Annotated in this window: 15 protein-coding genes; 6 read left to right on the top strand and 9 right to left on the bottom strand. The window is 66.7% G+C overall.

The window, feature by feature from the left end; genetic code table 11:
- Nucleotides 1-15: 15 nt before the first annotated feature.
- On the top strand, nt 16-468 hold the full coding sequence (locus tag NA10_RS37955) for a hypothetical protein (protein ID WP_067569813.1): 453 nt from the start codon (nt 16-18) through the stop codon (nt 466-468).
- Nucleotides 435-965 carry a hypothetical protein gene (locus NA10_RS18940; protein ID WP_067569811.1) on the top strand — a complete coding sequence of 177 codons (531 nt, stop codon included), beginning with the start codon at nt 435-437 and terminating at the stop codon, nt 963-965. Before NA10_RS37955 ends, NA10_RS18940 begins: the two co-directional genes overlap by 34 nt.
- Nucleotides 966-1051: 86 nt before the next feature.
- On the opposite strand, the gene NA10_RS18935 is transcribed toward NA10_RS18940, so the two are convergent.
- The 8 genes from NA10_RS18935 to NA10_RS18900 form a co-directional block, all read right to left on the bottom strand.
- Nucleotides 1052-2557 carry a flavin-containing monooxygenase gene (locus NA10_RS18935; protein WP_067569809.1) on the bottom strand — a complete coding sequence of 502 codons (1506 nt, stop codon included), beginning with the start codon at nt 2555-2557 and terminating at the stop codon, nt 1052-1054.
- Between the two features lie 84 nt (nt 2558-2641).
- A complete protein-coding gene (locus NA10_RS18930) occupies nt 2642-3652 on the bottom strand; it encodes an AurF N-oxygenase family protein (protein WP_067569807.1) in 1011 nt (336 codons plus the stop codon).
- 81 nt (nt 3653-3733) lie between these two features.
- On the bottom strand, nt 3734-5131 hold the full coding sequence (locus NA10_RS18925; protein ID WP_067569805.1) for a hypothetical protein: 1398 nt from the start codon (nt 5129-5131) through the stop codon (nt 3734-3736).
- Between the two features lie 15 nt (nt 5132-5146).
- Nucleotides 5147-5980 carry an ABC transporter permease gene (locus NA10_RS18920; RefSeq protein WP_067569803.1) on the bottom strand — a complete coding sequence of 278 codons (834 nt, stop codon included), beginning with the start codon at nt 5978-5980 and terminating at the stop codon, nt 5147-5149.
- Nucleotides 5977-6936 carry an ATP-binding cassette domain-containing protein gene (locus NA10_RS18915; protein WP_067569801.1) on the bottom strand — a complete coding sequence of 320 codons (960 nt, stop codon included), beginning with the start codon at nt 6934-6936 and terminating at the stop codon, nt 5977-5979. The genes NA10_RS18920 and NA10_RS18915 overlap by 4 nt, the downstream gene beginning before the upstream one ends.
- Nucleotides 6933-8294 (bottom strand): glycosyltransferase, encoded by a 1362-nt coding sequence (locus tag NA10_RS18910; RefSeq protein WP_067569799.1) that lies wholly within the window; start codon nt 8292-8294, stop codon nt 6933-6935. The genes NA10_RS18915 and NA10_RS18910 overlap by 4 nt, the downstream gene beginning before the upstream one ends.
- 3 nt (nt 8295-8297) lie before the next feature.
- A complete protein-coding gene (locus NA10_RS18905) occupies nt 8298-9893 on the bottom strand; it encodes a condensation domain-containing protein (protein WP_067569797.1) in 1596 nt (531 codons plus the stop codon).
- 101 nt (nt 9894-9994) lie between these two features.
- Entirely contained in the window at nt 9995-10399 is a 405-nt protein-coding gene (locus NA10_RS18900; protein WP_067569795.1) for a hypothetical protein, read from the bottom strand.
- Between the two features lie 586 nt (nt 10400-10985).
- On the opposite strand from NA10_RS18900, the gene NA10_RS18895 reads away from it, so the two are divergent.
- The gene (locus NA10_RS18895; RefSeq protein ID WP_067569793.1) at nt 10986-11987 is read left to right on the top strand and encodes a poly(ethylene terephthalate) hydrolase family protein; all 1002 of its coding nucleotides are present in this window, start codon (nt 10986-10988) and stop codon (nt 11985-11987) included.
- A 1-nt stretch (nt 11988) separates the two neighbouring features.
- Here NA10_RS18895 and NA10_RS35720 read toward each other — a convergent pair whose 3' ends face one another.
- Complete coding sequence (locus NA10_RS35720; protein WP_084514928.1) at nt 11989-12237, bottom strand: TetR-like C-terminal domain-containing protein; 249 nt, start codon at nt 12235-12237, stop codon at nt 11989-11991.
- Here NA10_RS35720 and NA10_RS18890 point away from each other — a divergent pair.
- From NA10_RS18890 to trxA, 3 genes are all read left to right on the top strand, one after another.
- Entirely contained in the window at nt 12219-12518 is a 300-nt protein-coding gene (locus NA10_RS18890; protein ID WP_157556610.1) for an alpha/beta hydrolase family protein, read from the top strand. The two genes, NA10_RS35720 and NA10_RS18890, sit on opposite strands and share 19 nt — an antisense overlap.
- Nucleotides 12519-12663: 145 nt before the next feature.
- Nucleotides 12664-13608 carry a redoxin family protein gene (locus NA10_RS18885; RefSeq protein ID WP_067569789.1) on the top strand — a complete coding sequence of 315 codons (945 nt, stop codon included), beginning with the start codon at nt 12664-12666 and terminating at the stop codon, nt 13606-13608.
- Nucleotides 13605-13940: a thioredoxin gene (gene trxA, locus NA10_RS18880; protein ID WP_067569787.1), complete on the top strand. Its 336-nt coding sequence runs from the start codon at nt 13605-13607 to the stop codon at nt 13938-13940. The genes NA10_RS18885 and trxA overlap by 4 nt, the downstream gene beginning before the upstream one ends.
- Nucleotides 13941-14121: the final 181 nt, after the last annotated feature.

Below are 14121 nucleotides of genomic sequence, written 5' to 3'. Positions count from 1 at the left end.
GAGGTGTTCGCACCCATGGCCCTCGCATTCACCACATGGTTGATCACCAGTGATGTGACACCCGAAATCGCCCTCCGCTCCACCGCTTCCGAGCACGAATGGGAATTGAGCTGGCTGCCGGACCGGAAGTTGACCTTCGAGCAGGCCGTCAGCGGGATGGTGCTGGACGAGATCCTGAGCGATCCCGCCCCGGCCGACGGCGACATCGCCCTGGAGCTGGCCGCCATCCGCGCCGGTGAGCTGGGCACCACCCTCCGGGAAGTCGTTGTGCGCCTGTCGATTCGGTTGGCGCAGCGCGACACGCTCCGCAGTCAGGAGAACCTGTGCATTCCGACGCCACACTCCGATGTCACCGGTGCGGCTGGGCCGGCCGCGGCAATGCCGAGCTTTGCCGCGGCTGCGCACGGCCGCTGCCACGGATCGCGGCACTGCCAATGCCGACCTCCGGCTACCGCCGGTCGAGCCTGATCGGCACCGTCACCGCGGATCCGCGTCCGATGGAAATGCCGGTGCTGCAACCGTTCTGGTTTCTGCTCGCCGCCGCCGCGCTGCTCCTCGAGGGTATGCCGCCGCTGTCCCGAGAGGTCATGTCCGGCACGCTCGGCGCGGTCGCGGCGACGGCGCTGCTGGTCCACCTGGTGGCGAACGCGCACATCGGGCCGATGTCGCGTGCGGCGCGGGCGTTCGCGCCTATTCGGTGGCGTACGGGCATGCGGCTGGGCATCACCGATGACGCCGGCGCACAGTGGACACTGCACTTCCTGCCCTCGTTCGGCACCGATCTGCATCTCGGCGATCCGGCCTTCGCCGAGGGGCACGAGAGTCGCTCGGGAGAGTTCCGCGCCTCCACCGTCACCAATATCCGCACCGGCAGCAGACATATCAGCCGCTGGGCCCTGTCTTCCATGACCGCCGCGACCTGTCTGGTCTTGGTGGCGCTGTTGATCGGCACCACCCCGGGCTGATCGCCGGTCGATGGCGGCGCGGAGGGGACATCGCCATCGACCGGCGGTCGGGCCACCGACCGGACCGCCCGGCTACTCGATTCCGTTCAGGCGGACAGTGTTTCCGTCGCCGGGACCGACTCGGCCTGACGAGCTCCGCGACCGAAGCGCAGGATGCCGTCCTCGATCGCGCCCTTGCGCAGCATCGCGCGATCACGGAAGTAATTGTTGATCACCAGCCACGGACCGCGAGTGCCCTGACGCGGCATGACGGTGTCACCGCGCTGGATGTAGCCGGAGGTGAGCGCACCGCCCATGAGCGAGGCCTCGGAACGGTCGCCCTCCTGCGGCACCGCGACGACCTCGGTGTACCCCTTGGCCTTCATATGGTTCAGCAGGCGGCAGAAGTACTCCGCGGCCAGATCCGCCTTGAGGGTCCACGAGGCATTGGTGTAGCCCAGGATCACCATCAGATTCGGCACATTGCTCAGCAGTGCGCCCTTGTACGCCACCAGATCTCGCGTCGCGAGCTGTTCGCCGTCCACCTCGAGGGTCGCGCCGCCGAGCATCTGCACGGTCAAACCCGTTGCGCTGACCACGATATCGGCCTCGAGCTCCTCACCCGAGCGCAGCCGAATGCCGGTCTCGGTGAAGGTCTCGATGTGATCGGTTGCGATGGAGGCTTTTCCAGCGCGCAGCGTCTTGAACAGATCGCCATTGGGCACCACGCAGAGCCGCTGATCCCACGGGTTGTACGACGGGGTGAAGTGCCGCATATCGATACCGGGACCGACCTGCGCCCGCACCGCCGCCAACATCAGTTTGGCGGAAAGCTTCGGATTGGTCCGCGACAGTTGGTAACTCGCGCGCTGCAACGCGATATTGCGCGCCCGCCCGGCCCGGTAGGCGATGGACGCGGGCACCCTCGCGAACTTCAGTCCGACCGCGACCGGATCGTCGGCGGGAAGGGCGGCGATGTACGTGGGCGAGCGCTGCAGCATGGTGACATGCGCGGCCTTATCGCTCATGGCCGGAATCAGCGTGATGGCGGTCGCGCCACTGCCGATGACCACCACGCGCTTACCCGTGTAGTCCAGATCCTCCGGCCAGTGCTGCGGATGCACGATCTGCCCGGTGAACTTCTCCTCGCCCGGGAACTCGGGGCGGTAGCCCTTGTCATAGTCGTAATAGCCGGTGCAGCCGACCAGGAAATCGCTGGTGTAGATCTCGGTCTCACCGGTGCGCTCGTCCAGGGCCTCGACGGTCCAGACCCCGGCGGCACTGTCCCAGCGGGCCGTGGTCATCTTGCGGCCGAAGCGAATGTGGTCGGTGACGCCGTATTCGGCGGCGGTGTCCTCGACGTACTGGCGGATGTGCGGTCCGTCGGCGAGGACCTTGGTGCCGATCCACGGGCGGAAGCCGTAGCCGAAGGTGTACATATCGGAGTCCGAGCGGATGCCCGGGTAGCGGAACAGGTCCCAGGTGCCGCCGATGGCGGTGCGACGCTCCAGGATCAGATAGCTGCGCCCGGTATTCTCCCTGGTCAGATGGCAGGCCATGCCGATACCGGAGAGGCCCGCGCCGATGATCAGTACGTCGACATGCCGCGTCATTGGGGTACTCGCTTCGTCTGTTCGCGCCCGGGCTCCGTCGTCCGGGTTCGCCGAAGTTTATCTGTTATCTACAGTAACGTCTACTCACGCGGCCTTACGCTGCGGTTCCGAGCGGTAGCGGGCGGTCGGACCGTCGATGCCGAGCACCTTCCAGACGGTCTTGGCGATGGGATTCATCAGGCCGATGCGCTTGGCCAGGGTCCGCACATCGGCGTAGTACCCGGCGAAGGTCTCCTTCGAGTCGGGCAGACCGAAGAAGACGTCCTTGCGCACCCGGTCCGGGATGTCGAACTCACGGAAGAAGGCGCGCGGCGGAATGATGATGGCCCGCCCGCCGATCCACATGACGATCGGGAACGCCAGCGACAGCACGAACTTGTTCAGCGGATTCACCTGCGGAACATGGTGTTCCAGGAACTCGTGGGCGAAGGAGATGTGCCGGGCCTCCTCGGCGATATGAATCGCCATGACGCCCCGCATGATCGGGTGCACCTGCTCGCCCGCGCGCAGGATCGACTTCTGAATATGGTCGATCGGCTCCTCACCCGAGAGCACCGCGATGAAGAACAGATTCGGGAAGGTCGCGGCCGCCAGCGGCACCACATAGGTGAGCTTCTTCAGGATCGGTCCCATACCGGGAACATCGCGCCCGATGCGATTCACCATCTCCTGGAACATCAGGGTGTGATTGCACTCCTCGATCACCTCGTGGGTGCAGTACCGGAACTCCGGATCACCATTGGCGAGTTTGAAGGTGTGCTGCACCATGCCGCCGATGAGCAGGGTCTCGAACTGCAGGCCCACCTTGGCGATATTGGCCTGCCGCCACAGCCCGATCTCGATCTTGCGCGCCCGCGGCAGCGCCTGATACCAGGGATGCCGGGCGAAGATATCGCCCGCCTTCGGCAGAATCCAGCGCCCATCGCTCGGATCGACCGCGAAATCGGGGTGGTCCCAATCGATATCGGTGAACGGATCGAAATGCCTGTCGACCGAGCCCTGCGAGAGCAGCAGGAGTTTCTCGGCGTACCGCTGGGCGAGCGCGAGCTCCGGATCGGTCTTCACGGATGCCGTCGTGGTGGTTGCTGACGCCATTGTCAGAGCCTCTCGGGGAGTGACCAAAATAACTGTACCCCATGGTTACATCTAGATTGGCAAGGCGTCAACAGGAGATCACTACCGCCAGAAGGACGGCGACAGGCCCCAGGCCGCGAATTCCCTTGCCACGCACTCGCGCAGCGCCTCGCGGGTGGGGAAGCGGTCCGGATCGGCGCCGGTGACCGCGAGGGTGACGGTCTCGCCATCGCTGGACCAGGAGAGATTGAGGCCGACCTCCACCCGGCGGAACAGATCGGTGTCATTGACGCAGACGACCGGACGCATGAGGACCGAGCGGGCGCGGACACCGGCGAAATTGGCCACCGACTGACCGGTCTCACCGAGATTGGTGCACAGGCATTCCGGGGCCTTCGCCGTGCGGGAGAAACGGTCCAGCACGAAGCGGGGCAGCATCATCTGCACCGGTTGCAGATGTTGCAGCGCGGGGGTGGTGACCGGATCGGCATACGCACGGGCCGCCTGTTTGACGGCCGCGCGGACCTGCGCCAGATCGGTGAGTTCGCCGGCACGGTAGGGAACGGCGATGGGCAATCCGGTGGTGGCATTGCCACGCGGATCATCGGCGACCCGCATCGAGTGCGGGATATCCACCCTCACCTCGGAGCCGTCGGCGATCCGGCCGGAGCGGCCCAGAATGCCCACGGCCACACCGACCATCAGGCCGTTCGCGGTGCCTCGGTGCGCGGCGGCCACCGAATTCCATTCGGCCAGCCCGACTTCCACCACCAGACTGGCGGCGGTGTGCCGATCGGGCAGTTCCAGCGCGGGCGCGGCCGGGCGCGGATTGCGGGCCGGTTCCCGCACCGCGCGGGCATCGATGGCGGCGCGGATACCGGTCGCGGCCGCGCGCAATTGGCCCGCGGCGTCGGCGAAGTGCCTGCGGTACAGTCCTTTTCGAGGCGTGCCGCCGACCAGGCGACCGGAGCTGGCGGTGCTGTCCACCGGCGCACCGGAATCCAAGCGGTCCAGGGCATCGCCGACCGCGTACAGCACCGCTCCCCCATCCGCGCCGACATGGGAGGTCACCAGCGACAGCAGCATGCCCCCGGCGGCGGTCGGGGCGGCGGAGAGTCGCCAGACCCGGCCGCTGGCGGGATCGAAGTCGACGCGGCTCTGGTCGAAGAACCAGTCCAGCACACCGTCTTCCGGTACCGGCTCGGGCGCGATATCCAGTGGGATCGATCCGGTGGCGGGCACCCACCAGGGCCGGGCGAACGGGACGGCGGTGGTCCGCACCCGGCGGGACAGGAAGCCGTGCGCCAGATGCGCGTGCAAGCGTTCCAGCACAGCGGAATCCACCGGCTCGTCGAAACGCCAGGCCAACTGGTTGACCAGGGCGTTGCCGTAGAGCGAGTGCAGTTTCAGGAACAGGTCGTCATCGGCCGTCAGCCGGTTCATTCGGACCGGCGTGGGGGTGGCGAAGCGGATCGGGCGAGCGGTTGCGGTGGTGGACATGTCCGGTCCTTCCAATCAGCGATTGCGCAGGGTGCGAACGGTCAAGGGGGCGAAGACGATCGCGACCAGCAGCGCGGCCGCCACCGACCACACCAGGTCGCTGCCCGCTCGCCCCTCATCGGCGAGGGTGCGCACGGCGGCCACCAGATGCGAGACCGGGTTGTAGTCCGAGACGTGCCGCAGCCAGCTGGGCATGGCCGCGACCGGAACCAGGGCATTGGAGGCGAAACTCAGGAAGGTCAGCACCAGCATGGACATGCCCTGTACGGCGGCCGGGCGGGCCACGGTGACGCCGATGAAGGCGAAGATCCAGCTCATAGCGGTGGTGGCGAGGACGACCAGCAGTGCGCCGAGCACCAGACCGACGGGATGCTCAGGGCGGTAACCCATTCCGAAGCCGACCAGCAGCACCATGAGCGCGGCGATCACATACCGGGTCGCGCCCGCGACCAGCGCACCGGTGACCGGGGCGGAGCGGGCGATCGGCATGGCGACGAACCGATCGAACACCCCCGACCGAATGTCCTCGGACAGTTGCACTCCCGTCGCCACCGACGAGGTGAGCACGATCTGCACCAGCACGCCCGGCACCAGGGTCGGCAGATACGCGTGCAGACTCCCCGCGATGGCGGTGCCGAACACATTGCCGAACAGCAGCGGTCCGATGATCGGCAAAAGCACCGCGTCATACAGCAATTGCGGACTGTGCCGGAATGTCAGCATGCCGCGTTTGGCCATGGTGAGCGACTGCCGCAGCGCCGCACCGGGTCCGATGTGATGGACCGTGGGCTTGCGCTCGATGCGCGGTCGCGATTCGGTGACCACGGAGGTCTCGACGAGGACGGTCATGCCGATACCTTTCGGTCCGCGGAATGCCGGGTCAGGGCCAGGAAGACCGAGTTCAGGTCGGGGCGGTCGACCGCGAAGCCGCGCAGGCGAATTCCGCTGGCGCGGCATGCGGTGATGACATCGGCGGCGCTGTCCATATCGCGCAGCGGCACCGTGAGGGTGGTGGGCGTATCCCCGTGCAGCGGAGTGCTCCCGACAATGCGCTCAACCGCCGCGTCCGCGAGGGGGCGCTGGGCCGCCTCGACGAGGTCGATACGGAGCATCTCCTCGCCGAGGGACGACTTCAGTTCCACCGCGGTGCCTTCCGCGACCACGCTGCCGTGATCGATGACCGCGATGCGGTCCGCCAGCGCGTCGGCCTCTTCCAGGTACTGGGTGGTGAGCAGGATGGTCGCGCCGCGATCGACCAGTTCGCGCACCACCGACCACATGCGCTCGCGGGTGTGCGGGTCCAGGCCGGTGGTGGGCTCGTCCAGGAAGATCAAGGGCGGCAGCGTGATCAGCGTCGCCGCCAGGTCCAGGCGGCGGCGCATACCGCCGGAGAAGGAGCCGACTCGGCGGCGCGCGGCGGTGGTCAGCTCGAACTGTTCGAGGAGTTCGTCCGCCCGCCGGGCGGCGGCTCTTCGGGTGAGGCCGAGCAGTTGGCCGAACAGGCGCAGATTCTCCACCGCGGTGAGGTTCTCGTCCACCGCGGCGTACTGACCGGTGAGTCCGATCATGGAGCGGACGGCGATCGCCTCGCGCACCACATCGTGCCCGAAGACGGTGGCGCGACCGGAGTCCGGGCGCAACAGGGTGGCGAGCATGCGCACGATGGTGGTCTTGCCCGCGCCGTTCGGGCCGAGCAGTCCGAAGACCGTACCCGCGGTGACCCGCAGGTCCACCGTGTCGACGGCGGTGAGTGCTCCGAAAGTCTTTCCCAGCGACTGCGTTTCGATAGCCAGCTCGGTACTCATCGAGTACCTCCGATCCTGAGGGTCGCCACATCGCTCGGCTGCGCTGCCGGAGCGGTCTCGGGCGATACTGAATTCGCTTGTGGTGTAGCCGAATCCCGCTCCGCCGTGCTCGGCAGGGATTCGATGACGTCGGCGGCCCGCGCGACGCCGTCGTCGTGGAAGCGCAGACCGTAAGCCGAGGCCCGCAGCATGACGGTGGGCTCGGTGGCGCGAATCAGCGCCCGCTCCAGGCGATCCGCCGTCAGCTGTGCGAACGGGAGGGTCGCACCGAGGCCGAGGGTTTCCAGCTGGCGTCCCCAGAACGGTTGATCGGCCTGTACCGAGCAGATCACCGAGGGCACCCCGGCCCGCAACGCCGCGGCGGTGGTTCCGGCCCCGCCGTGGTGGATGGCCACCGCGCAGCGCGGCAGCACGGCCCGATGATCGACCTGCGGCAGCACCGCCGCCCGCGGGCTGATCTCGGCGGGAAACATACTGCCGGTCAACAGCACTCGCCGGCCTTGACTGCGGCACACCTCGCGCACCAGGCGCTCCACCGCGACCGGATCGGCCACGGGCATGGACCCGAATCCCGCGTAGACGGGCGCGTCCCCGGCCCGCAGCCACTCCGCCAGCAGGCGCGGGACGGCATCGGCCGGAATGTGCGACGTCCGATCATCCGCGTCCGCACCGGGAACAACCGGGAATCCGGTCACCGGCGCACCGGCCAATTCCTCCGCCAGACCCGGGAACAACTCGATGTCGTACGCCTGGATCGCCGTGCGGGCCGGGAACTCCGCGCCGCTATCGGCGCGGCTGTCGTCCCGGAGTTCCCCCTCGAGTGCCGCGATCTCCCGGGCCAGCGACCAGGCCCGCACCTTGGTGAGCGTCCGCCAGCCCAGCCGGTTCATCGCGTCCGGCACCCGTCGCCCCCACGGGGCGGGTACCACCGGCACCGATCGATTCGGCCGAATCGGGAAGAAGTGCATGGCCGCCAGGGGAATTCCCCGGGAGCGGGCGATCTCGGCGGCCAGCTCTTCGCAGGCCATACCGGTGACGAGCACCTCCGCGTCCCCGGCCAGAGCGCGCAGATCCCGGGCCGCCTCGGCGAATCCGCGACGTTGCAGATCCACCAGGGCGCGCATGCGCTGCACCGGATTCCAGCTCGCGAATCGGCGGTCGAGCTGCTGCGCCCGCAGCAGCTCACCGGTGTCCACCCCGCAGGGCACCGCCGAAACACCATATCCGGCAGCGAATTCCACGAGATTCGGTGATACCGCCACCGTCACCCGATGCCCGCGAGCGGCCAGCTCCCGGCCCAGCAGCGCCCCGGGCTGCGCATCACCCCGACTGCCCGCGAAGGCCAGCAGCACCTTCATGGCTCAGCCCTGCGCCGCGACCGGAACCCGGTGCAAGGCCGCGCTGTTCGCGGTCTCGGCGGGAACAACCGCACATTCCGGTTCGTCCGTCGCGGTGACCGTGGCACCGGTCTCCCGCGCCGAACCGGTGAGGGCGACCGCTACCTGGCCGCTGGCGACCGAGAAGCCCTCCGCCGAGACGCCGGGCGCGGTGACCACCAAGGCGTCAGGCTCACCGACAATCGCGTCCGCGGCGGCGAATTCCCGCATGGCGCGGGTGAATTCGGTGAGGAAGCGGTCCATCTCATACTCCGGGAAGGCGGCCGGAAAGCGGGTGGACAACCGCAGCCCGTCGGCCGCCCGGACGATCCAGAAGAACACCTCGTCACCGGAGTACGACTCGGCGCGCAGGGTGTGCCCGCGCAGGGATTCCACCAGTTCGTAATCGGGCAGCACCCGGATATCCAGGAAGGAGATGCCGAAGCGCGGATGATCGGTGCAGTTCAGCAGTTCCAGCGCTCGAGTCCAGGTGGCGTCATTGGCGACCCGGGAGCGGCGCAGCGTCTTGCGGGTGGACTCCAATGCGTTGTCCAGATTCAGATCCGGGTCCAGGGTGATGTCGATGGGCACGACATTCACGAACCAGCCCATGGATTCGAGCCAGCGCAGATCCGGGCGGGTGGCGATCGGCATGATCGCCCGCATGGAGATGTAGCCGTACGCCCGCCGGTAGGCGATGGCCAATGCGGTGAAGACCGCCACCGAGAGCCGATGCCCGCGCGCGGTGACCATGGTCTCGATGTGTTCGAGTTCATCGAGCGGCAGCAGTTTTCGCGAGACGCTGGTCTGCGGTAGCGCCGACGACGTCCCGCTGCCCTTGGTGATGGCGGGCTCGAAGCGCGGAAGCATGCCGCCGGAGCCGTCCAGGAAGTTCTGCCACAGTCGCACCGCCTCGCAGCCGGGGATGAGCGCGGCCGCGGCATTGCGTTCCCAGACGGCGAAATCCGCTGCGCTGCCGAAGGTCTCGGACTCGCGCACCGGTTCGCCGTTGACAATCGAGCGGTAGAGGGTGCGCAGCTCGAGAATCACGATTGCCTGCGAGTAGGCGTCCAGGACGGAGTGGTCGGCGGCGATCAGCACCGTGAAATCCGCGGTCCCGTGCTCGACCGTGGCGAGCAGGCAGTGTGGCCACACCAGTGCGGAGAGCCGCTGTTCCAGGGTGTCGCACAGGTATTCGCTGATCGCCCCGGCGTCGGTGATGCCCGGCACCGGCTCGTCGGCCACCTCGACCGCCTCCGGCGCGCAGCTCATCCGGCGCGGTTCCGATTCGCTCGCGGTATCGAGGGTGGTGCGCAGCCCTTCGTGCCGGGCGTGCCAGCGGCGCACGGTTTCGCGCCAATGCTCGGCCTGGAAGGGCGAATCCATTTCGAAGATGGTGCCGATCCAGCGCCCGCGGCCGGGGCGGGGATCGTCCGGGTCGGTGGCCAGGCAATGCCGGATATGAACGCTGGTGAAGGGTCGTGGGTCGGCGGTCCAGTCGTGGTCCGGGGCGAGCTCGGGCCGCCAGAGCGTCAATGTTCCCGGGCGCAGTGCGAATTCGGATAGGTGCGTATATTCCATATCGATGTCCTCATCGAATTAATGCTCGACGGTCGGGGCGTACGTATTTCGTAAAATTTCGCAACCCTTCCGTTCACCTCGAGCGAATTGGAAGCTATTGGCTAGTTCGCACCGGAGGAGCCGGCGCCCGCGGCGGCGCTGCCCGATCCGAGTGCCTGGGCGAGCGTGCCGCCCGCCTGCGCCGACCCGCTGGCCGCGCCGCTGCCGGTGCCGAGCAGGCCGAGAATGGAGCCCGGTCCGGGGACGAGTCCGGCCAGCGATCCCGCGGCCGAACTGCCGGTGCCGAGCGCGCCCAGCACGCCCGCGCCCGTCGCACTCCCGGTGCCGACGGCGGCGGAACCTGTGCCGAGCTGCGGTAACAGGGACTGAGCGCCGGTATTGCCCGCACCGGCGGGAGACGAGGAGCCGTCTCCCGCCGGTGCGGCGGTAGCCAGGGCAGGCGCGATGAATGTCAGTGCGGCGCCGGTGCATACGGCGGCAACCCGGGTGACGATATGTCCGTTCATGGCCTGAATTCCTTTCGAACCTTCATCAGTGTGTAGCGGTGCGCCGAAACGACGGCCGGGCTGACGAGCAGTTTGAGAGAGCGGCGGCGACGCTGCCGGGAATGGCGCCGAAACGGGCGCGAACCAAGAACACCACCGTTTCGCGCACTTCGCAATACACAGACTCGCAAACAAATGGTTAACGGGATGTTCGTGCATCTTTCACTGTGTGCCAGGCCACTGAAAAGCAAAATTGGCCCGTCATTCACTTTCACCGTTTTCGGCGCGCGGAATTCAAAGGGGGCGCGCACAATCCGCGCCGCGCACCCGGTCGCGACCGCCGGGACGTTGGCTCTCGCCGCCAGTCAATCCGTCTGAGGCAATCCGGGCATTCGCTCCGGCATCGTGGGGCCGAGCCCATTCCAACGAGGAGAACCCCTGTGCCACAACCACTTCTGATGCAGCGCGTCAGCGAACGGACTCGCACCACCCATCGATACGCCCGACAAGCCATTGTGTCGTAGGCCACTTTTCGTTACTCTCCTCTGAGACCAGACGGTTTCACTCTGCCTGGCTGAGACGGAGAAGGACCTCGACGATGAGGGTTATGGCACCGCCGCGTGCGGTCACGACGGTACTGGCGGCGGCGACCCTGCTCGCCGGATCCTGGACGGCGGTGGCCGCGGCGGATGCACCCGCGCCCACCGCCACCGCACAGACCGTCTTCGGCGGCGAAGGACCGCATCCGGTCGCGACCACGGTGCGCACCAACCCCTGCCAGGACTCGGTGTACGGCATGTTCCAGCACATCGCCGTGCACCTGTTCGGCAATCGCGACGATCTGACCTGCACGCGGGCGTTCCCCAATGGACTGGAGTCCCCGGCGGGCGTGAACACCTATTACCCGGCCGATATCGCCGACCTCGGCCGTGCGCCGCTGATCGTGCTGACCGGCGGCTTCGAATCCAATCCGGGCCAGTACGACCGGCTGGCGCGGCAGTGGGCCGGTAATGGTTTCGTCGTGGTGATCGCCTATGAATGGTTCAACTCACTGGCGTATGTGCCCGGCGCGGCGTTGGCGGCGGCCATGCTGGCCGATCGCGATCCGGCCTCACCGCTGTATCGGCGAATCGATCTGTCGCACACCCTCTTTGCCGGGCACTCCGGTGGTGGGCAGGCTTCGCTGCAGATCGCCGCACTGCTGCCGCCGGTGGCGCGGGCCATCGATCCCGAACTGCACGTGGCGGGTGTGCTGGCCATTCAGCCCGGTCCGCTGGCGGTGGGCGCGCTGATCAATGTGCCGACGCTGTTCCTCACCGGCTACAACGATTTCGTGGTGCCGGACTTCGCCTGGGTGCGCTGGTGGCAGTACAACCTGACCTGCAACGCGCCCGCGTGGATCGCGAATGCCCGTGGGGTGAGCCATTTCTCGGTGGTCGATGGAATCGACAACTACCTCTCGGCCGGTACGGCGGTGGCGTGGCTGCGCTATCTCGGATTCGGCGATGAGACCGCCAAGAGCTACTTCGTCGGTCCGGACTGGCAATTGCCCGCCGACCGAACCTATTTCAGCGTCGAGCGCAACGCACTGGCCGACGGCGTGCGCTGACTTACGGGTTGAGCAGCTCTTCGTACAGGGTGTCCAGTAGCCCTCGGGGGATGCCGGAACCCATCAGGGCACGGTAGAGGATCGGGCCGAAGAGTGCATCGAGAGTCGCGTCCGGGTCGAGATTGGGTGCGATATCGCCCGCTTCGATTGCGCACGTGAGCATTTCACTTTCCAAATCGCTCCGTCGCTCCCCACCGCGTGCATTTCGTCGGTCACGCGAACGGTGGTCAGATGACCTCCCGAATGGCATGCGACTCCGCCAATATGGTGGCCCCCGCGGCCACCTACGCCTCCTACTTTCCCGGCGGCTTCGACTGCACTTCGAGCCGCGATATCTCCTTCGGCGTCATACTGGCCGCCAACGATCCGCTGACCTGGCAGACCGACGCCGAATCCAATCGCGATATGTGGCGCAACCTCGACGGGTGCGGTGCCGAGACCACCGAATCGGGCTACCAGGTGAAGACCGGTGAGGGCTACGCCTGCCAGAACGGTTCCGAAGTCGTCTATCGCCTGTCCCAGGACCAGTAGAACGCCCATCTGTGGGCCGCCGCCGGGACGCGGTTGAACACCGACCTCTTCAACCGCTGTTCCTGGACAATCAGCTCTGATCGCGCGGATTCACCGCGCAGATCGGCTTGACCTTGCCCCCGGGGGCAGCGTTTACATTCGATCGATGAGGATTGGTCAACTCGCCCAACTGGCCGAGGTGAGCCCGAAGGCGATTCGGCGGTATGAGGCGCTGGGGCTGGTCACGCCCGCGCGCCACCCCAATGGTTATCGCGAATACGACGAGGACACCGTGCGCCTGGTCCGCGAGATCCGAGCGCTGAATCGCCTCGGGATCGCGGTGGAGGAGACGCGGCCATTCCTGGAATGCCTGTCGTCGGGCAGCGAGCATGTGGACGACTGCCCCGCCTCACTGGCCGAATACCGCAGGGCTATACACGATTTGACCGGCCAGATCGAGACGCTGACGGCGCGCCGGGACGAGCTCGTTCGTCGGCTGCGCGATGCCGCCCAACGCAATACGGCGGTCCCGGCAGCACCTTCCGCGCCAAATCTCTTGGCGCTGCCGAATGATCTGGTCGAGCCCGAGGATGACGGGGCGGCCGCACATCTGCCCGGTATGCGGATGCTCGAGTTCGCGATGCCCGATACCGACGGCGCGAGAATCGATCTCGCCGCATCGGGTGATCGGCGAACGGTCGTCTACCTCTTTCCGATGACCGGTCGTCCCGACACCGACCTGCCCGCCGGGTGGGACACCATTCCCGGCGCTCGCGGATGCACGGTGCAGGCGTGTGGTTTTCGCGACCATCACGCTGATCTGATCGCCGCGGGCGTCGATCGCGTATTCGGTCTCTCGAGCCAGGATTCCGACTATCAACGCGAGGTCGTCGCCCGACTGCATCTGCCCTTCACCATGCTGTCCGACCCGTCGCTACGCCTGGCCGATGCGCTGTCGCTACCGACATTCGAAGCCGACGGCACCCGCCTGTACAGACGCCTGACCCTGATCATCCGCGACGGCGCGATCGAGCACGTCTTCTACCCTGTCTTTCCTCCGAATCACCATGCCGAGCAAGTACTTTCCTGGCTGAAGGAGAACCCGCTGTGAATGTCACCGCTCTGACCGACGAAACCTTCGAGCAGGAGGTCCTGAACCGCGAAGGCGCAGTTCTGGTGGATTTCTGGGCAGAATGGTGCCCGCCCTGCCGAATGATCGCCCCCATCCTGGATGCCATCGCCGCCGAACGAGACGGCCTCATCACCATCCGCAAACTGAACACCGACGAAAACCCCAGCACCGCACGCGATTACCAAATCATGTCGGCACCGACGCTGATCCTCTTCCGCAACGGTGAACCCATCCGAACCATGATCGGCGTCCGATCCAAGGCCAGACTTCTCGCCGAACTCGACGAGACCTTGACGGCAAGCAGCAAGTAGCCGAAAACCCATTCCAATGAAAGGCTATTCCTTCTGAATAGCTTTATATCACAATAGAATTCGTCTTCCGTGGACTGTTCTATCACGGTAGAATAAAGCTATGGATTCAGGGGAAACCACCACGCTCGTGAGTAGCGCGACAGCGCTGCTCACGGCGGTGGATGGTCTCCTGGGCGCATCC

The sequence above is a fragment of the Nocardia acidivorans NBRC 108247 genome, assembly GCF_001625085.1.
GTDB lineage: Bacteria > Actinomycetota > Actinomycetes > Mycobacteriales > Mycobacteriaceae > Nocardia > Nocardia acidivorans.
The sequence above is the reverse complement of the archived record's forward strand: the minus strand, read 5'-3'. Positions and strand labels throughout refer to the sequence as shown.